Here is a 19850-nt window from a genome sequence, read left to right on the forward strand (position 1 = left end):
ATAAGCCGCGCTAGCCGTTTTCGTCCTGCGCCCTTGCCTTGGAGGATCCCGGTGTCAGGTCGCCGATGAAATCGCCGATGCCGGGGCGTTTCAGCGCCCGAAACGGCATCGGCCGGCACAGGTCCATCGCTGCAATGCCGATCCGCGCCGTCATCAGGCCGTTGATGACGCCTTCGCCCAGCCGTGCCGACAGTTTCGAGGCCAGGCCATGGCCCAGCACCTGCTGGATCAGGCTGTCGCCGGCGGCAATCGAGCCGGTGACCGCCAGATGGGCAATGACGTCGCGCATCAGGCGCAACAGTCCCAACGTGCCCGGCCGGCCGCCGTAGAGGTCGGCCATCGCCCGGATCAGCCGCGCCGATTCGTAGATGACATAGCCGAGATCCACCAGCGCGCGCGGGCTGACGGCCGTGACGATCGACACGCGTTTGGAGGCGTTCAGGATCAGGCCTCTGGCTTCCCGGTCGAGCGGCGTCAGGAGTTCGCGCTCGGTGAGGTCGAGCAGGTGAGGGCCGTCGATGATCTCCGTCTCGGTTTCCTTCAACCGCAGGCGGCCGCGCGCCGTCTGCGGCTTGGCGGCCAGGAGGTGGACGAGATGGTCCATCACCTTGCGCGCCGGTTTTGCCGTCTGCGACAGGCTGGCATCGACAGCCTCCTGCTTCAGAGCCTGCACGGCATTCAACCGCATCAGCCCCGACAGTTCACGGGTGATAATGACCAGGAAGGCGATGAGGGCGATGGCGACAGCGCCGATGGCGAGATAGCCGAGCCAGTCCGCGCGCGTGAAGAGATCGCGCACGAGGCTATCGATCCACAGGCCGGCAGCCAGGGATATCAGGACGCTGAGCGCGCCGGCGGCAAGCTTGGCAAAGGAGAAGCGCCGTTTGCGCGGCGCGGCCTCGGGCATGTCGGGCAAAGCCGTCGTGGTCGAAGCAAAGGGGTCATCGGCATCCGCCGTCATGACGATCCTGTCGTCGAAACTGGCCGGTGGGCGTTTGACCGGCGCCGGCCTTTCGGCAGGCGCAGATGGGGTATCGCCGATCGTGAACACGGCGGGTTTGCGCTGCGGAATCTTGGGCGTGTCGCTCATGCCAACCGGTCTCCGAACAGGAATTGCATGGCCCGGTCCAGCCGGATATGCGGGACGGACAATTTCAGGCCGCCGCCGGTTTCCTCGATCGGCGGCGGCCGGAAGCGGACGAAGCTCAGATCGGGCACAAGGCTTTCTTCCGGCTTTGACTCAAGGCCTTGAAAAAGCTCATCAGGATTCCTCGGTAAGTCACCGGTAAATATGGCTGTTTTCCGTTCGCCGTCGAAGGTCTCGCCATTGATGGTTTCGCCTGCGATCGGCGTTCCGACGATCACCGGCAAGGTATGGCCCCCGTGCTCGACGGTCGCCTCGCGGGTGGCCCTGACCGAGGCTATGGCCATGACCTCGAGGCCGGCGCCACTCATGCCGATGCGTTCGACGGCGCGCCGCACCAGCCGCTCGGTGATCCGCTCCAGCCGGTCGTGGCTCTCATGATGCAGATGGTCGGCCTTGGTGGCGGCGATCAACACCCTGTCGATCCGCTTGGTGAGAAAGGAGGACAGGAAGGAATTGGTGCCGGGCTGGAAGCTCGCCAAAACGTCGGCCAATGCGCTCTCCAGGTCCAGCAGTGATTCCGGCCCACGGTTGATGGCCTGCAGCGCGTCGATCAGCACGATCTGCCGGTCGAGCCGGGCGAAGTGTTCGCGGAAAAACGGTTTGACCACATAGGTCTTGTAGGCTTCGTAGCGCCGCTCCATCATTGCCCAGAGCGAGCCTTTTGGCGCCCGGCCTTCAGGCAGATCCGGCAACGGCGAAAAGGTCAGGGCCGGTGAACCCTCAAGGTCGCCCGGCATCAGGAAGCGGCCGGGCGGCAGCGTCGACAGCGACCGCTCGTCGGATTTGCAGGCCCGCAGATAGCCGGTGAAGACTTCGGCCAACGCGCGGGCATCCGCCTCTGAGGCGGGCGCTGTCACATCCAGCGATGCGGCCAGCGCCAGCCAGGCGGCCGACAATTCCGCACGAATACCGGTCTTGGCGCGATCTGCGGTGCGCGTGCTGAAGGTGCGAAAATCCTGGGTGAGAAGCGGCAGGTCGAGCAGCCATTCGCCGGGATAATCGACAATATCGATCGACAGCCGGCCGGGCGAAAACATCCGGTTCCAGCCGCTGGCGCTTTCATAGTCGAGCGTGATGCGCAATTGCGAGATCGCGCGTGTCGAATCCGGCCAGAGCCGGTCGCGCACTAGCGCTGCAATATGATCCTCATACTGGAAGCGCGGCACGGCGTCATCGGGCTGCGGTTCCAGCCGGATTTTCGAGACCCGCCCGGAGCGCACGGCCTCAAACACCGGCAGGCGGCCGCCATTCAAGAGATTGTGGACCAGCGACGAGATGAACACGGTCTTACCGGCGCGGGAAAGCCCGGTGACGCCCAGGCGCAAGGTCGGGTTGACGAAACCCGATGCGCGGTCGGTCAGCGTGTCCAGCGCAAGGCGCGCGTCATCGGTGAAGCGTGTCATGAATGGTGGCAAGAGGTGCGGCCCTAGCTATGCGTGGAACATGGCCTCACGGCCATGTGTATCGTTTGCCATATAGTGTGCCACGCCGCCGAATAAAGGTGACTCACGCCACGGCTGTTGGCCGGGATCAACGGCTGCGGCCGTCCGGATCGAGCCATGCGGCCAGAATACCCAGTGGCAGGATGCCGTCGCCGGGGCGTGTCTTGAAGTCGATCGCGGCGAGCGCGCCCGGAGGATATCCTGCTGCGGCAACCTTGTTTGCCGCGTCCTCGCCGATGACGTCGCGCAGTATGTCTTCGATCACCGGATTATGGCCGACCAGCATGATGGCTGAGAGGGCCGGGTCCTGGCTGCCGATGATATCGCGGTAAACATTGGCGCTGCCGCTATAGAGTTCGTCGACATAGCGGATATCGAGTTCTTCCGTCATGGACCGGCGCAACGCATCGGCCGTCTGGCGGCAGCGAACGGCGGTCGAGCAGAGGACGAGATCGGGCCGCAACCCCTTGTCCGCCGCCATATCGGCGACGATCTCGGCATCGGCATAGCCGGTATCATCGAGCGTCCGGTCGAAATCCTTCTGGCCCGGCAGAGCCCAGGCGGCCTTGGCATGCCGGAGAAGATAAAGGCGAAAAACCGGAGCGGAGGCAGCGGGCATGGGAGATATCCTGGAAATGGTATTGCCGCCTGATTTGCTATCCGTTCCAGGCAGGGCGTCGATAAGGGTACTGCTTTGTCCGCCGGGAGCAGGGAAAGATCAAGCCGGGAGAGGCTCTTTTCGAACGGATATGCCGCAGGGATTATCTGAAGATTGACGGCATTGAAGCATCGGATGGACGGGCCTTGCGGCCAGTTCGAAAGGGCATGAAAAAAGTTTTGCCTATTTGCTGTGCGGCGCAGAACGCCAGAAAAAGCGTTAGCCGAAATTTACTGTCGTTGACCCGCATGTTTGACGATGGATGTCGAAGGATGGCAGCAAGACAATTTCAAGAAAAATTTCAAATCTGTAATTTTGATGAAATATTAGCCTGTTAGCCTCCCAAGTAAGCAAGGCTTAAAAAACGGTGGGCTGTTTTTCAAAGACTTGAAACGGCGCGTGCATGGGTCTATACACCGCCGCACATGAGATGTTCTTCAGGAGAATCGCGTTGAGTGAGAAGATCGATCTTAGTTCCTTTGTCTTGTCTGAGACCGAGGAATTCATGAATACCAACCAGCGTGCATATTTTAGAGCAAAGCTGAACGCCTGGAAAAATGACATCCTCCGCGAGGCCCGGGAAACCCTCGGACATCTGGCCGAGGAAAGTGCAAACCACCCTGATCTTGCAGACAGAGCATCTTCGGAAACCGACCGGGCCATCGAGCTCCGGGCAAGGGACCGGCAGCGCAAGCTGATCTCCAAGATCGATGCGGCCCTTCAGAGAATTGACGAGGGCACATACGGATACTGCGAAGAAACCGGTGAACCAATCGGGCTCAAGCGTCTCGACGCAAGACCGATCGCCACCCTGTCGATCGAGGCGCAGGAGCGTCACGAACGCCGGGAAAAAGTTTACCGCGACGAATAATCTTTGTCAGTCACACGCATAAAAAACGGCGCGAGATGATCGCGCCGTTTTTGCGTTTTGAGTGCTGTTGTTGCCGCAGCCAGACTGACGGCGGCAACAGGTTCAGTTTTTTCGGTTTGCGCTGATCTCGTTCAGCATGCGGTTCATTTCGTCTTCCAGGGACGGTTCCGTGCGGCCACCCTGGGCGGGGCCGAGGCGGGGCTCCTGGCGGATCGCCGGCGTGGGCACGGCCTGACTTGCGCGCGTTTCACCATCGACACGGACCGGGTCGGCGCTCAGCTTGCCGAGGTCGCCGGTGATCTGGGCATCCAGGATACGCTCGAATTCAAGGGCGCTTGCGTCCTTGTGGGCTGGAGGCGTTGGCTGGGCCTGTGGAACCGGCTCGCTTTGAACGGGTTGCACCTGCGCTGCCACGGTAGCGGCAGCTGCGGGGATCTGGGGCAGGGGCCGCTCTGCGGCAACGGTCTGATTTCCCGTCAGCACCCGCGAGCGGGCAGCATCGAGAATATCCTCCGGCGATCTGGCTGTTTCGACTGTCACGGCCGGCGGCGTGCTTAACGCTGCCGGTTGCGGGCGAACCTGCGCCTGCGCCGGAATCATCCGCTCGGGGACGGCCTGGCGCGGTGTGGCGGTATCGATTCTAGGCTGCTGCACCGGCTGGACGGCCCGCGCCGGGGGCGTGGAAGCCTCGGTGCTTTCGCCATAGAAGACCTGCCCCATCGCGGATACCGGCGCCTGCCTGACATCAGGCTGCCTGACATCAAGATGTCTGGCGTCCGGCTGCGGGGCGATGCGGCGCTCTGCCACTTGGCGTTCGGAGAGTTGACGGTCTGCGGCCGGTCGCTCCGGAAGGGAACGTTCAGGGGTTGGGCGTGCGGCAAGGGCGGCATCGGACCGGGGCTCGGCAACGATCGCCTGCATCGGCGGCTGGGCAGCGGAGGCAATCCGGCTTTCGATGACAACATCCGTCGGTCCGCCGATCATGATCAGATGTTCGACATCGTCGCGCCGCACCAGGACGAGCCGCCTGCGCGTATCGATCGCGGCGGCATCCAGCACGGCCAGCCGCGGTTGGCGGTTCTTGCCGCCGCGGATAAAGGGCGAGGACGGACGGTTGCGGATGAACCAGAACACGGCCACAAGGCACAGCAAGCCGAGGGCAACGGCGCCTGCGGCAATGATGAAACGGCTACCGTTGTTGCCAACGATATCTTCGATCATATGCGATACTCCTTCGTGAACGCGTGTCCTGTGCTCATTTGACGGCTTTTTTCAGACTGATACAAGCCGTGATGAGTGTCGTGACGGTTTTGTCCAATTGTGTTTGTCCTATCGCCAATCTAGTGCGGTTTCCACCATCGGCGAGACCTTGCGGGACATTCTCTGTGAATTCAGGGCAATGGCGCTCAAACAGATGCTTTCTGCTCTTCCCTGCGGCTGTTAAAGATGATTCTTGCTTGGTGTTTCGCGGTCCGCCGGCGCGGGCGCAAGATTCGCCGCCGGGTGCCGCTGAGCTGAGCATGAAGACCCAACCCGCGCGTTCATTCCGGGCGCGCATGGCAGGCCGGACGCGCATGGCAGGGTCGAAAAATGAGGGCCTTATGACGAAATTGCGGCAGGCAGGTGACTATCACATGCCGATTGTAGACCGTGGAACGCGGCCCGGAACGGTGCTGCGGATCATTCTGCTCGCCCTCGTCTTGACTGCATCCGCCGTCGCCTTCGTCATTTTCAAGAATCAGCTGGGAAACCAGATCGTGCTGGGCATTCTCGGCGTGCTGGCCATGGTCGGGATTTTCTTTCTGGTCTCCTCGGTCATCGGCTTCATCGAGGTCATGCCGCAATCGCGTCCGGACGAGCTGGCGCGCGCCTTCCTTGACGGCCATCAGGACGGCACGCTGGTCACCGACCGCAAGGGCCGGATCATCTATGCCAATGCTGCCTATGGTGCCCTGACCGGCGCCACCAAGGCGACGGAAATCCAGTCGCTCGAAACCATCCTGTCGCGCAACCGCGAAGCCACGGAAGCGATCTACCGGCTGACAAACGGTCTGCACGAAGGCAAGGCCGGTCATGAGGAATTCAGGCTTTTGAAGCCGCTGCGCTCGGGCGGCGGCTCGGCCGGGTCCGGCGCGCACTGGTTTCGTCTGAAGGCGCGTGTGCTGCCGCTCGAGGATGGCGAGCGCAATCCCTATTATATCTGGCAGATTTCCGACATCACCTCGGAGCGTGACGACCAGGAGCGCTTCTTCAAGGAATTGCAGAACGCCATCGACTATCTCGACCACGCCCCGGCCGGCTTTTTTTCGGCCGGAAAGAAGGGCGAGATTTTCTATGTCAACGCCACATTGGCCGACTGGCTGGGCCTGGATCTCACCAAGTTCCAGCCGGGATCGATGACGATCGCCGATCTGGTGGCTGGCGAGGGGCTGGCGCTCGTCCAGTCGGTGCAGGCCGAGCCGGGGCTGAAAAAGACCAAGACACTCGATCTCGACTTGCGCAAGGCCAATGGCCAGAGCTTTGCCGTGCGTATGGTGCACCGGGTGTCTTCCGCCCGCGATGGCGCGCCTGGCGAAAGCCGCACGATTGTTCTTGCCCGCTCCAACGACGACGAAAGCGACCAGTCGGCATCGATCGCTGCGATGCGCTTTACCCGCTTCTTCAACAATACGCCGATGGCGATTGCCTCTGTCGATGGCGATGGCCGGATCTTGCGCACCAACGCGCCGTTCCTGAAGCTTTTCTCTGCCGTCGTCTCGCAGGATGACATGGAACATGGCGCATTGCTGGAAGCCTTCGTGCACGCGACCGACCAGGCGCGCCTGCGTGCGGCTCTCGATGCGGCCAAGGACCGGCAGGGTGATATCGCGCCAATCGATTCGCTGCACCCGACCGACGAGGCCCGGCATTTCCGCTTCTACGTGAATGCGGTCATCGACCAGAGCGACCAAGCACCGGAAGAGGCCGCGATCGTCTATGCCGTTGAAATTACCGAACAAAAGGCGCTCGAAACCCAGATGGCGCAGACGCAGAAGATGAATGCCGTCGGCACGCTCGCGGGTGGCATCGCGCATGACTTCAACAATGTGCTGACGGCAATCCTGCTTTCCTCGGACCACCTGCTGTTGTCGGCACGGCCCTCGGATGCGAGCTTTGCCGACCTGATGGAAATCAAGCGCAACGCCAACCGCGCGGCCGTGCTGGTGCGCCAGCTTCTCGCTTTCTCGCGCAAGCAGACGATGCGGCCGACCGTTCTGTCGATGACCGATGTGGTCGGAGATTTGCGCATGCTGGTCGACCGGATGACCGGAACCAATGTGAAGCTCGAGGTCGATTACGGCCGCGATCTCTGGCCGGTGCGCACGGATCTTGGCCAGTTCGAGCAGGTCGTGCTCAATCTGGCCGTCAATGCGCGCGACGCCATGCCGAATGGCGGCGTCATCACGCTGCGCACCCGCAACTTGCCGGCCGCCGAAGTGGCAGCCTTTAACTTGCGTGAGCTTCCCGAAGAAGACTATGTGGTGGTCGAGGTCGCCGATCAGGGGACGGGAATACCGCCTGAAATCCTCGACAAGATTTTCGAGCCTTTCTTCACCACCAAGGAAGTCGGCAAGGGAACTGGCCTTGGCCTGTCGATGGTCTATGGCATCATCAAGCAGTCCGGCGGCTATATCTATCCGGAATCCGAAGTCGGCAAGGGCACGACATTCCGCATCCTTCTGCCGCGCTATATCGAGGAGGCGCCTTTGCCGGGCGAGGCCGGCGAGGCGCAGGCTGCGGCGGCGCTCGCTGCGAAGATTCCGGTCAAGCCGGAACCGACGGATCTGACTGGAAATTCGGCCGTGGTTCTTCTGGTGGAAGACGAGGAGGCCGTGCGCCGGGGCGGCAAGCGCATGCTGGAAACCCGTGGCTACACGGTGCACGAGGCCGGTTCCGGCGTCGAAGCCCTTGAGGTCATGGAGGAACTGAACGGCGCCGTTGATATCGTCGTGTCCGACGTCGTCATGCCGGAAATGGATGGCCCGACCCTGCTCAAGGAAATCCGCAAGAGCTATCCGGACCTGAAATTCATCTTCGTCTCCGGCTATGCCGAGGATGCTTTTGCGCGAAACCTGCCGGCGGACGCCAAATTCGGCTTCCTGCCCAAGCCTTTCTCCTTGAAGCAGCTGGCCGTTGCCGTGCGCGAAATGCTCGATAGTTGACCGGACACCACCATTCGCAGCCGGGTCCAAGCGCGTCCGTTAACCTGTTGCGGCCCGTGCATTAACCGTTCGCGACGATAGTTTTCGCTGGATGCCAGCCGTCGTAAAAAGGTCCTTTTCGCGATTGCATTTGCGCAGGTCAGCGCTGTCTGTCCGTTTGGGAGGTTTCTCTTGATCGGGTGCAGCGCTCCATCTCTAAACCGGGCGAGCGCAAGAATGACGTCAAAGCTAAGGGTTGCAGTTCTTTTTGGCGGCCGTTCCGCCGAACATGATGTGTCGGTTCTGTCGGCGCGCAATGTCCTCAAGGCGCTTGACCCTGAAAAATACGATGCCGTACCCATCCTGATCGACCGCCAGGGCACATGGCTGCTGCAGGAATTGCGGGATGGCGCCTTGCCGGAGCCGCTGAATGCGGTAAAGACGATCGCTTGCCTGTTGCCGGGTGGGCGTGGCCGCCTTCTGGCCATTCCCGAGGACGCAACGATCCGCGAATTGCCGCCGGTCGATATCGTGTTTCCCGTCCTGCATGGTCCGCACGGCGAGGATGGCTCGGTGCAGGGGCTTGCCGAAACCGCGATGGTGCCGTTTGCCGGCTGCGGCATCTTGGGCTCTGCCACCGCCATCGACAAGGATATTGCCAAACGCCTGCTCAACGAAGCCGGATTGCCGGTGGCACGCTCGCTGACCTTCCATCAGGGGGACATTCCATCCTTCGACGATGCCGTGGCGGCGCTGGGAAAAACGGTGTTCGTCAAGCCGGCCCGGCAGGGTTCGTCGGTCGGCGTCAGCAAGGCGCGGACGGCAGGCGAGTTTGATGCCGCAGTTGCTGAAGGCTTCCGCCACGACCGGAAAATCCTTGTCGAAGAATTCATCAACGGGCGGGAGATCGAGTGCAGCATTCTGGAAGAGGCAGACGGTACGCTGATCACCTCGCTTCCCGGAGAGATCATTCCCGCCGGCAGCCACGGCTTTTACAGCTATGATGCCAAATATATCGACCCGGACGGCGCCGTTCTCAGCATTCCCGCGCAACTGCCTGAAGAGGTCACTGAAAATATGCGGACCGTGGCGCAAAAGGCGTTCCGGGCTCTCGGCTGTGACGGCATGGCGCGCATCGATTTTTTCGTGCGCCCCGACATGAGCGCCGTTATCAACGAGGTCAACACGATCCCCGGCTTTACCGATATCAGCATGTACGCCAAGGCGCTTGCGGCCAGCGGCATTGCCTATGCCGACATTATCGACCGGCTGATCGCGCATGGGCTTGCGCGCGCCGCGCGGCAGGGTTGACCGGACGGGGGCTGGAAGTCAGCCCCCGTGTTGTCGCGACGGTTCTTCAGACCAGCGCAACCGCAATCTCGGCGGCGAGCCGGGCATTGTTTTCGACCAGCGCGATATTGGTCTCCAGGCTTCGGCCATCGGTCAGGCCGAAAATGCTGTCGAGCAGGTAGGGCGTGACTTTCTTGCCGGAAATTTCATCGCGCTCGGCATTATCGAGCGCCCGGGTGATGTAGATTTCCATCTCGTCGCGCGGGATTTCGTTGGCTTGCGGGACCGGATTGGCAATCAGCATGCCGCCATCGACGCCGAGCAGATCGCGCATCCGCTGGAAATTGGCGATGGCCGCCGGGCTGTTGAGCATCAACGGGCTCTTCAGGCCGCTGTCGCGCGACCAGAAGGCCGGGAAGATGTCGCTGTCATAGGTGACGACCGGGACGCCACGTGTTTCCAGCACTTCCAAAGTCTTGGGAATGTCGAGGATGGCCTTTGCGCCGGCGCAGACGACGATGACGCCGGTGCGTGCCAGTTCGTCGAGATCGGCGGAGATATCAAAGCTCTCCTCGGCCTTGCGATGCACACCGCCGATACCGCCGGTGGCAAACACGCGGATACCGGCGCGGGAGGCGGCGATCATGGTCGCGGCAACCGTGGTGGCGCCGGTGCGGCGCTCGGCGATCGCAAAGGCGAGATCGGCACGCGACAGCTTCATGGCGCCTTGCGTCTGCGCCAGCGCTTCCAGCTGGGCATCTTCAAGACCGATATGCAGGACGCCGTCGATGACGGCGATGGTGGCCGGCACAGCACCTTCCTCGCGGATGATCGCCTCGACGCTGCGCGCCATGTTGAGATTGCCGGGGAAGGGCATGCCATGGGTGATGATGGTCGATTCCAGCGCGACGACTGCCGCGCCGCGAGCCTTGGCGGCCGCGACTTCGCTGGAATATTCCATCGGCAGAAGGGGGGAGAAGGGCTTGGTCATCGCGGATCCTTTTTGGCTTTTTAAGGCGCGTTCATGACAGGATTTCGGCTGGTGGCACAAGTCGAATTGCTTCGTCGAGCGCGGCCCGCGACATTTTTTCCGAGACGGCGAGCGGGGAACGCACGGTGATCCCGGCAGCCGCGACGCCGGAGCGGAGGCAGAGATCAAGCGGTTCGCCCGCCACAAACGCCGCCAGAAACCCTGCCGCAAGCGAATCGCCGGCACCGGTGACATCGCTGAGGGCATCGAGTTGCGGCGGCGCCACCGTGACGATTTTGCCGTTGTGAAAGGCAATCGCCGGCAGGCCCCCACGGGTAATGACGCCGCCGGAAAGGCCCACATCCTGTAGAAGGGCAGGCCATTCAACAGCGTCCGCGCTGTCGCGGCCCGTCAATGCGCGCGCTTCCGCTTCATTCATGAACAGAAAGGTGAGGCCGGAGAGGCTTTTCACCAGCCGTCCGACTTTTGCCGGCGAAATGCCGATGGCTGCGACCGGTTTTGATTCGTCGGCAGCGCGGCTGACCAGCGCCGCCAGCGTCTCTTCCGGCAAGTTGGCGTCCGTGACGATCAGGTTGCTTGCGGAAATGATCTCGCGCATAGCCCTTTGTTGCAATCGTCTTGGGGAAAACAGCCGGTAAAGCTCCATGTCGGCGAGCGCGATGACCAGATTGCCGTCGTTTTCCAGAATGGCCGTGTAGCTCGGCGTTTTGCGGTCAAGGAAAATGAAGGGGCAATCGATCACCCCGGCCTCGATCGCGGCAAGTGCGACCGTTTCGCCTGCCGCATCGCCGCCGCGCGGGCTGATCATGCGGACATCAAGGCCAAGCCGCGCCAGGTTGCGGGCTGCGTTGAACCCACCGCCGCCGGCCTCTTCGAACCAGCTGCCGGGATTGCTCGATCCGGGAACGGTGGTGCCGAAGATTCGGGCCCGGCGGTCGATATGCGCGCCGCCGAAAATGGAAACCTGTCTGCCTGTCATGCGTTTTCCTGTGTGCCGGTCCATGTGCCAGTCGAGGGCGATTCGCACCTTCTCGATGCTGATATGCTTTTTGTTTCAGTCATTTCCACGATCGTAAAATCTGTGGAACAAGAAAGGAACACGCATCCGTTTCTGTTGACGATTCAAGTTGATAGATAGGCCTTGCGAAATGAGAACAAAAAGTGTACATAGCTTTCAACGGCAGCTTCATTGCCTCGGCAGGCTCCATAACCTAAAGGTGGATCACATGGCACAAAACTCTTTGCGGCTTGTAGAGGACAAATCGGTGGATAAAAGCAAGGCACTTGAAGCGGCACTCTCCCAGATCGAACGCTCGTTCGGCAAGGGATCGATCATGAAGCTCGGTGGAAAAGACAGCATTGTCGAAATCGAAACCGTTTCGACGGGATCGCTCAGCCTCGATATCGCGCTGGGCATCGGTGGATTGCCCAAGGGGCGCGTGATCGAAATCTATGGACCGGAAAGCTCCGGCAAGACGACACTGGCGTTGCAGACCATTGCCGAAGCCCAGAAGAAGGGTGGCATCTGCGCCTTCGTCGATGCGGAACATGCGCTGGATCCGGTCTATGCCCGCAAGCTCGGCGTCGATCTTGAAAATCTCCTGATCTCGCAGCCGGACACCGGCGAGCAGGCTCTGGAAATCACCGATACGCTGGTGCGCTCCGGCGCCATCGACGTTCTCGTTATCGATTCGGTCGCAGCCCTGGTGCCGCGCGCTGAAATCGAGGGCGAAATGGGCGACAGCCTTCCCGGCCTCCAGGCCCGCCTGATGAGCCAGGCGCTGCGCAAGCTGACCGCGTCGATCTCCAAGTCGAACTGCATGGTCATCTTCATCAACCAGATCCGCATGAAGATCGGCGTCATGTTCGGTTCGCCGGAAACGACGACAGGCGGCAACGCCCTGAAATTCTACGCCTCCGTCCGCCTCGACATCCGCCGCATCGGTGCCGTCAAGGAACGCGAAGAGGTCATCGGCAACCAGACGCGCGTCAAGGTCGTCAAGAACAAGATGGCACCGCCCTTCAAGCAGGTCGAGTTCGACATCATGTATGGCGAGGGCGTCTCCAAGACCGGCGAACTGGTCGATCTCGGCGTCAAGGCCGGGATTGTCGAGAAGTCGGGCGCCTGGTTCTCCTATAACAGCCAGCGCCTTGGCCAGGGCCGCGAGAATGCCAAGTCTTTCCTGCGCGACAATCCCGATACGGCCAAGGAAATCGAACTGTCGCTGCGCCAGAATGCCGGCCTGATTGCCGAAAAGTTCCTGGAAAACGGCGGCCCGGAAGCCCAGGATGACGAGGACGATGCCGCTTTGGCATAAGATCGTCTGATTTTCGACCTGATGTTTGCCGGCCGCTCCCACCAGAGCGGCCGGTTTTCTTTTGCCGTCTGGACAGGGATTGGCCCGGACGATAAAAGCCTGTGTTCCAATGGGGCGGCGAAGGATCGGCGGATGTCCGGTGGTCCGCGATTTTCAAAAGTTTTCCGGTTCGCGGTTTAGCCAAGCAGGCTGCGGACGGTCCGATGCAAGAGATAAGGGCGCAATATGAGCGGCGTGAATGAAATCCGGTCGACGTTCCTCGACTACTTCAAGAAGAACGGCCATGAGGTTGTCTCGTCGAGCCCGCTGGTTCCGCGCAACGACCCGACCCTGATGTTCACCAATGCCGGCATGGTGCAGTTCAAGAATGTCTTTACAGGCCTTGAGCAGCGGCCCTATTCGACGGCTGCGACCGCGCAGAAATGTGTGCGCGCCGGCGGCAAGCACAATGACCTCGACAATGTCGGTTACACCGCTCGCCATCATACGTTCTTCGAAATGCTCGGCAATTTCTCCTTTGGCGACTATTTCAAGGAGCGGGCGATCGAGCTTGCCTGGAACCTGATCACCAAGGATTTCGGCATCGATGCCAAGCGCCTGCTTGTCACCGTCTACCACACCGATGACGAGGCCTTTGGCCTGTGGAAGAAGATCGCCGGCCTGTCTGACGACCGGATCATCCGCATCCCGACCTCTGACAATTTCTGGGCGATGGGCGATACCGGCCCGTGCGGTCCTTGCTCGGAAATCTTCTACGATCACGGCGATCACATCTGGGGCGGACCTCCCGGCTCCAAGGATGAAGACGGTGACCGGTTCATCGAGATCTGGAACCTCGTCTTCATGCAGTATGAGCAGATCACCAAGGAAGAACGCGTCGACCTGCCGCGTCCCTCGATCGATACCGGAATGGGCCTCGAGCGCGTCGCGGCTCTGCTGCAGGGCAAGCATGACAATTATGATATCGACCTGTTTCGCGCCCTGATCGCAGCCTCGGAAGAGGCAACCGGCGTCAAGGCCGAAGGTGACCGCCGCGCCAGCCACCGCGTCATTGCCGACCATCTGCGCGCATCCGCCTTCCTGATCGCCGATGGCGTCCTGCCGTCGAACGAAGGCCGCGGCTATGTGCTGCGCCGCATCATGCGCCGCGCCATGCGCCACGCGCAGCTGCTCGGCGCCCGCGATCCGCTGATGTGGCGGCTGTTGCCGGCCCTGATCGGCCAGATGGGCCGCGCCTATCCGGAACTCATCCGGGCGGAATCGCTGATTTCGGAAACCCTGAAGCTGGAAGAAACCCGTTTCCGCAAGACGCTGGAGCGCGGCCTCGGCCTCCTGTCGGACGCAACGACCGATCTCGTTGAGGGCGATCAGCTGAACGGCGACACCGCGTTCAAGCTCTACGATACGTTTGGTTTTCCGCTTGACCTGACGCAGGACGCGTTGCGCGCCCGCGGCATCGGCGTCGATACCGACGCGTTTTCGGCCGCCATGCAGCGCCAGAAGGCGGAAGCCCGCGCGTCCTGGTCCGGTTCCGGCGACAAGGCGACGGAAATCATCTGGTACGAGCTCAAGGACAAGCTCGGCGCCACCGAATTCCTCGGCTACGACACGGAGACGGCCGAAGGCGTCGTGCAGGCGATCGTGCGCGACGGCAAGGCGCTGGAAAGCGCATCCAAGGGCGAGACGGTGCAGCTGGTGCTGAACCAGACGCCGTTTTACGGCGAATCCGGCGGCCAGATGGGTGATACCGGCGTCATTTCGACTGATCATGCCAAGCTGACGGTGACCGACGTGCAAAAGCGCGGCGAGGGTCTGTTCGTGCATTCCTGCATCGTTGACGACGGCACGGTCAAGCTCGGCGATGCGGCAGCACTCACCGTCGATCACGCCCGCCGCTCGCGCTTGCGCGCCAACCATTCAGCGACCCATCTGCTGCATGAGGCGCTGCGCGAGGTGCTCGGAACCCATGTGGCTCAGAAGGGGTCGCTGGTCGCGCCCGAGCGCCTGCGGTTCGACGTGTCGCATCCCAAGCCCATGTCGGCTGAGGAGTTGAAGATTGTCGAGGACATGGCCAATGAGATCATCGTGCAGAACAGCCCGGTGACGACGCGGCTGATGAGCGTCGATGACGCGATTGCCGAGGGCGCGATGGCGCTGTTCGGCGAGAAATACGGCGATGAGGTGCGCGTCGTGTCGATGGGGCAGGGCATCCATGGCGCCAAGGCCAACCGGCCCTATTCGGTCGAGCTGTGCGGCGGCACCCATGTCGGCGCAACCGGCGAGATTGGCCTCGTGCGCATTGTCGGCGAAAGTGCCGTTGGTGCTGGCGTCCGCCGTTTGGAAGCGTTGACGGGCGTTTCGGCGCTTGCCTATCTCAACGAGCAGGACGAGCGGGTCAAGACGCTGGCCACGGCCTTGAAGGTTCAGCCGGCCGAGGTTTTGACACGTGTCGAGGCGCTGGTGGACGAGCGCCGCAAGCTGGAGCGCGAGTTGAACGAGGCCAAGAAAAAACTGGCGCTCGGCGGCGGCGATGCCGGTGGTGCGGCCGATCAGGTCCAGGAAATCGGCGGCGTGAAATTCCTCGGCAAGGTGGTCACCGGCGTCGAGCCGAAGGACTTGAAGAGTTTGGCTGATGACGGCAAGACCAGCCTCGGCTCCGGCGTCGTCACCTTCGTCGGCGTCTCCGAAGACGGCAAGGCGAGCGCCGTGGTTGCGGTGACCGACGACCTGACCGCGCGGTTCAGCGCTGTCGACCTGGTGCGCATTGCGTCAGCCGCTCTCGGCGGCAAGGGCGGCGGCGGCCGTGCCGACATGGCGCAGGCCGGCGGTCCGGATGGCGCAAAGGCCGCACAAGCCATCGAAGCCGTCGGCGCAGCGCTCGCCGGTTGATTCCGGCTGGCATCGCAATGTGATCTTTGAAAACCGGGCTGAAAGGTCCGGTTTTTTTGTGTTCGATAGCTTTTCCTGTGTTGAAATCGGCGCGGCCAAGTCCGCAGGATTTGTCAAATCCGGATGTGGTTCTGTCTGGTTGTTCGGATTGCGAGAGGTACGGCATGAAGGAGGCAAGCATCTGGGCCGCGTATGAGCAGCGTCTGCAGCGCGTATCGGCCTATATCTACGACCATCTGGATGAAGAGCTCGATCTTGACCGGCTTGCAGACATTGCCTGCCTGTCGCCGCATCACTGGCATCGGATTTACCGGGCCGTGCACGGCGAGACGCTGGCCGCGACCGTCAAGCGGTTGCGGCTGCACCGGGCGGCGGGTGATCTGGTGCGCACCACTCTTCGTGTCGATGTGATCGCAAGGCGGGCCGGCTATCCCAATCTCCAATCCTTTACCAGGATTTTCAAATCGGTGTTCGGCGTGCCGCCGGCCCGTTACCGGAGAGAGGGGAGCCATACGGTCTTTCAATCGGCAAATGGCAAAGGATTTGGCGCCATGTATCCTGTTACGACGAAAACGATTGCCCCGCGCGAGCTGGTCGGGGTCAGCCATACCGGCTCCTATATGGGCATAGGCCTGGCTTTCGAAACGCTTGGCGGCACGCTGCAGGCGCGCGGGCTCTATAGGCCAGAGATGAGGATGGTGGGCCTCTATCTGGATGATCCGGATCTGGTGCCGGAGGATAAGCTGCGGTCTTTCGCCTGTGTGACGGAGGGCCAGCACGTGCCGGCTGACGCGCCGCTGGTCCATCAGCATCTGGATGGCGGCGAATATGCGGTCCTGCGTCACAAGGGGCCTTACGCCGATATGCACAAAGCCTATCAATGGCTCTATGGCGAATGGCTGCCGAAGTCGGGCCGGGACGTGCGCGATAGCGTGATGTTCGAGGAATATATCAATAACCCGCGCGAGGCCGCGCCGACGGAGCTGTTGACGGACATTTATCTGCCGCTGAAATAGCGGCTGAACGGACCCGGCCATGCAATCGCGACGCCGGGTTCGTTGTTTTTATGAGCTGGCTAAGGAAGATTTGACTGATGCGGCGCCGAGACTAGTTTTCCAGCACGCCCCAATACACCAGCCCCTCCAGCACGCCATCGGCGATCAGGCCGTGAGCGCCGTAGATGTCCGGCCGGTCCTCGGCAATCGCCTTTAGTTCGGGAAGAGCATTGGCAACAACAATGCCGCGCACGCCCGGCAGTTCAAACATGCTGCGATCATTGTTGGTATCGCCAGCCACCACGACATCGTCATGGGACAGGCCGAGCTGGCGGCAGAGCCATGTCAGGGCTGCCCCCTTGTCGACACCGTCGGGCAGGATGTCGAGATCGCGGTTGCTGGAATAGACTAGGCGTGCGGCAATACCCGCGCTTGCCAGCCGTTCCTCTATCCCGGCCAGGGTGACCGCGTCGGCATCGCGCAGATACCAGCTGGATTTCTGCGCATGCTGGTAGACGTCCGGTTGGACGGCGAGGCCGGGAATGCCGGCCAGGGCCTTCGCAATTCTACTGCGGTCGAAACCGGCGCCGATGGAGTTGGAATAGGCGGCGCAGTGGGAGGGTTCTTTTTCATTGTCGAGCATGGTGCCGACGCCGCCAATATAGATATCCGGTTTCGGCAGCGCCGTGGTCGCGATAAAGGCCTTCTGGTCCTCGATCAGGCGGCCGCTGTTGAGGACCAGAAGTGGCCGTACGTTCTTGCTCAGGCTTTGCCAGGCCACGCTAAACCGCGCCTCCGCGTCCCTGTTTCCTGCCAGCGTGCCATCGATATCGCTGCAGAACAGCCGGACGCGCCTCAATCTCCGTCCGTCCATGGTTCGGCCCATTCGTTGTCATCCATCGCCTGCGGCATCGGCCGTCCTTCAACGACGCCGATCAGTTGCTGCGCAATGCCGGTCCAGGTGAAAAGGCTGCGCGCCTTGTGCGCGCCCATGCGCGACAGGCGGCCATAGAGCCGTTCGTGTTTCAGCGGCTTCATCATGGTGATGCCGAGGTCATATTTGTCGAAGGGATCGGCAAACAGCGCGTGGCGGCCATAGCTGACGGCACGGAAAAGGCCGCCGTGAACCGTGATGATGGTTGGGGTGCCGCTGGCCATGGCCTCAATAGCGGTCATGCCGAACGGCTCATAGCGGCTGGACAGCACGAAAATATCGGCGGCGCGGTAGAAGTCGGGCAGATCGTCGTCGGCCACGAAGCCGGAAAATATCACCTTGCCGTTCAGCCCGAGGGCCTCAACGCGCTGTTTTAGCTCATCGAGAATGCCCGCTTCCTGAGGGTCCATGTTTTCGCCGCCGACTGCCAGATGCAGCCGCGCTTCCGGCTCGCGCTCGGCCAGAACCGAAAAACCGTCGATAAGGAGGTCGTAGCCCTTGTTGGTGGCGAGACGCCCCATGGCCATCACCACCTTGCCCTCGAAACCGAAGCGCTGGCGCGCCATTTCGCGCGTTGCCCGCGATACCGGGAAGAAGCGGTTGTCGTCATAGCCGGGCGGGATCATGTGCACCCGGTCGCGCGGCAGATTGTAGTCGTTGACGAGCATTTCCACCTGGATCGGCGTCGTGGCAATGACCATGCTGCAGGAGCGGTAGATGATCAGTTCATGCTTGATGCGTTCGGAGAAGTTGAATTCCTTGTCGAATTCGGCGGCCTTGTCCGGATAATCCGTTTCCATCTGGCTCTTCTTCCACATGCCCAGCGAATGCGGCGTGTGGATATGGGTGACGGCCAGGGCTTCCGACAGGCGCTGTCCGGCAATACCGGCGTCCCAATAGTGGCTGTTGATCAGCGTATAGGTGAAATTGTTCTTCCGGATGAAGCGGACAGCGTTTTCGCACCACTCCATCAGATGTTTGTAGAGATATTCCTTGGGGATGAAATCATTGCCACCGCAGGGAATGCGGATGACGCGGACGCGGTCATCGACTTCGTCGAACTCCGGCTGATCCTCGAACCGCCGTGTGTAGATATCGACCTGATGGCCGAGAAGGGCAAGCTTGCGGGCAAGCTCGATGACGTAGACGACCTGGCCACCGGTATCGGCGGCACCGAGCGGCGGTTCGGCCGCGACATATCCATGCGTCGACACCAGCGCGATGCGGGGAAGGTGGCTCTTATCGGGGGAACTGGTCATGCGGTCACAATTCTTTTGGAAGGAGGGTGCGTGCAGTGCAGCATGCGAAAGGGTTCACTTCGCGAACGGCCGGGCGCCGGAAAGGTTCCAATTAAATTTGCTGCGGAAGAGTATCCAGGTTGCCGGTCGCGAACTCCAATCCCCGCCAGCGCAGGCGTCTAAGCCGATGGAAATTTTCGCTCGAGTTTTAGGTACGGGAGCCGGACATGGATTTTGAGGAGAGTTTTATGACGCAGGCGCCAATCTTGGTTCATCGATCGCGAACGAAAATGCTTCTTCTCCTCCTGGGCGCGCTGGCATTCGTCGCGCTCGGTGCCTTCATGATGAAAGTCACCTATGAGGATGAGGGCGCCGGAGCGCTCGGCGTTTTCATCGGCCTCGTCAGTATCCTGTTCTTCGGATTGTGCGCCATCGTTGGTGCCATCAAGCTTTTCGACCGGCGGCCGGCGCTTGAATTTTTGCCGGAAGGCCTTCTGGCGCGCGAGGTGTCGGCGACGCTGATCGGGTGGCCGGATATTCTGGCCGCGCGGCTGGTCACCTATCGCCGTCAGCCGATCATCGAACTGATGTTGTCGCCATCGGCCGAGCAGTCGCTGCCGTTCACCCGGATGGTGCGGTTCACGCGCTCGGCCAATCGTGGGCTTGGTTTTGAAGGTGTGTGCCTGAGCGGAGCGGGCCTGGATATCACGCCCGTAAAACTCATCGAGATGATCGCCGAATGGGCGCAAAGGGCTCAGACCACCACGCCGTCTCATCCATAACGCCATGAAAAAACCCGGCACGACGGCCGGGCTTCTCATTTCAAGACAATGTCATCACAACGGCTTGCTTAGGCAGCCATTGCCTTCTTCAGGTTCTCGTCGATCTTGTCGAGG

The 19850-nt window shown here is 61.4% G+C and carries 15 protein-coding genes; 7 read left to right on the forward strand and 8 right to left on the reverse strand.

Features of this window, described 5'->3' with window-relative positions; translation table 11 throughout:
- Positions 1-10 precede the first annotated feature (10 nt).
- From ASD32_RS25630 to ASD32_RS25640, 3 genes are all read right to left on the reverse strand, one after another.
- The gene (locus ASD32_RS25630; RefSeq protein WP_060640852.1) at positions 11-1090 is read right to left on the reverse strand and encodes a TIGR01620 family protein; all 1080 of its coding nucleotides are present in this window, start codon (positions 1088-1090) and stop codon (positions 11-13) included.
- Positions 1087-2562, reverse strand: coding sequence for a YcjX family protein (locus ASD32_RS25635; RefSeq protein WP_060640853.1), 1476 nt, complete (start codon positions 2560-2562; stop codon positions 1087-1089). The genes ASD32_RS25630 and ASD32_RS25635 overlap by 4 nt, the downstream gene beginning before the upstream one ends.
- A gap of 115 nt (positions 2563-2677) precedes the next feature.
- Positions 2678-3208, reverse strand: a complete 531-nt coding sequence (locus ASD32_RS25640; protein ID WP_060640854.1) for a histidine phosphatase family protein — start codon at positions 3206-3208, stop codon at positions 2678-2680.
- A gap of 490 nt (positions 3209-3698) precedes the next feature.
- Between ASD32_RS25640 and dksA the strand changes: the two genes are divergently transcribed.
- Complete coding sequence (gene dksA, locus ASD32_RS25645; RefSeq protein ID WP_037096519.1) at positions 3699-4118, forward strand: RNA polymerase-binding protein DksA; 420 nt, start codon at positions 3699-3701, stop codon at positions 4116-4118.
- A 102-nt stretch (positions 4119-4220) separates the two neighbouring features.
- On the opposite strand, the gene ASD32_RS25650 is transcribed toward dksA, so the two are convergent.
- Positions 4221-5339 (reverse strand): flagellar biosynthetic protein FliO, encoded by a 1119-nt coding sequence (locus ASD32_RS25650; RefSeq protein WP_060640855.1) that lies wholly within the window; start codon positions 5337-5339, stop codon positions 4221-4223.
- Positions 5340-5719: 380 nt separating this feature from the next.
- Between ASD32_RS25650 and ASD32_RS25655 the strand changes: the two genes are divergently transcribed.
- Complete coding sequence (locus ASD32_RS25655) at positions 5720-8320, forward strand: PAS domain-containing sensor histidine kinase (RefSeq protein WP_060641009.1); 2601 nt, start codon at positions 5720-5722, stop codon at positions 8318-8320.
- 216 nt (positions 8321-8536) lie between these two features.
- A complete protein-coding gene (locus ASD32_RS25660; RefSeq protein WP_060640856.1) occupies positions 8537-9610 on the forward strand; it encodes a D-alanine--D-alanine ligase family protein in 1074 nt (357 codons plus the stop codon).
- Between the two features lie 46 nt (positions 9611-9656).
- Here ASD32_RS25660 and ASD32_RS25665 read toward each other — a convergent pair whose 3' ends face one another.
- Positions 9657-10580 carry a pseudouridine-5'-phosphate glycosidase gene (locus tag ASD32_RS25665; RefSeq protein WP_060640857.1) on the reverse strand — a complete coding sequence of 308 codons (924 nt, stop codon included), beginning with the start codon at positions 10578-10580 and terminating at the stop codon, positions 9657-9659.
- A gap of 31 nt (positions 10581-10611) precedes the next feature.
- Positions 10612-11559 carry a carbohydrate kinase family protein gene (locus ASD32_RS25670; RefSeq protein WP_060640858.1) on the reverse strand — a complete coding sequence of 316 codons (948 nt, stop codon included), beginning with the start codon at positions 11557-11559 and terminating at the stop codon, positions 10612-10614.
- 247 nt (positions 11560-11806) lie between these two features.
- Between ASD32_RS25670 and recA the strand changes: the two genes are divergently transcribed.
- From recA to ASD32_RS25685, 3 genes are all read left to right on the forward strand, one after another.
- Positions 11807-12898, forward strand: coding sequence for a recombinase RecA (recA, locus tag ASD32_RS25675; protein WP_060640859.1), 1092 nt, complete (start codon positions 11807-11809; stop codon positions 12896-12898).
- A 225-nt stretch (positions 12899-13123) separates the two neighbouring features.
- Complete coding sequence (gene alaS / locus ASD32_RS25680) at positions 13124-15787, forward strand: alanine--tRNA ligase (RefSeq protein ID WP_060640860.1); 2664 nt, start codon at positions 13124-13126, stop codon at positions 15785-15787.
- Between the two features lie 164 nt (positions 15788-15951).
- The gene (locus ASD32_RS25685) at positions 15952-16803 is read left to right on the forward strand and encodes an AraC family transcriptional regulator (protein WP_060640861.1); all 852 of its coding nucleotides are present in this window, start codon (positions 15952-15954) and stop codon (positions 16801-16803) included.
- Positions 16804-16894: 91 nt separating this feature from the next.
- Here the strand turns inward: ASD32_RS25685 and ASD32_RS25690 are convergent, their stop codons facing one another.
- Both ASD32_RS25690 and ASD32_RS25695 read right to left on the reverse strand, forming a co-directional pair.
- Positions 16895-17656 (reverse strand): HAD-IIB family hydrolase, encoded by a 762-nt coding sequence (locus tag ASD32_RS25690; RefSeq protein WP_244490270.1) that lies wholly within the window; start codon positions 17654-17656, stop codon positions 16895-16897.
- A complete protein-coding gene (locus ASD32_RS25695) occupies positions 17638-18975 on the reverse strand; it encodes a glycosyltransferase family 1 protein (RefSeq protein ID WP_060640863.1) in 1338 nt (445 codons plus the stop codon). Before ASD32_RS25695 ends, ASD32_RS25690 begins: the two co-directional genes overlap by 19 nt.
- Before the next feature lie 269 nt (positions 18976-19244).
- Here ASD32_RS25695 and ASD32_RS25700 point away from each other — a divergent pair, with 269 nt between their 5' ends.
- Positions 19245-19736 carry an STM3941 family protein gene (locus ASD32_RS25700; protein WP_156383355.1) on the forward strand — a complete coding sequence of 164 codons (492 nt, stop codon included), beginning with the start codon at positions 19245-19247 and terminating at the stop codon, positions 19734-19736.
- Positions 19737-19850 lie beyond the last annotated feature (114 nt).

The sequence above is a fragment of the Rhizobium sp. Root483D2 genome (genome assembly GCF_001426685.1).
GTDB classification, from domain to species: Bacteria; Pseudomonadota; Alphaproteobacteria; order Rhizobiales; family Rhizobiaceae; genus Pararhizobium; species Pararhizobium qamdonense.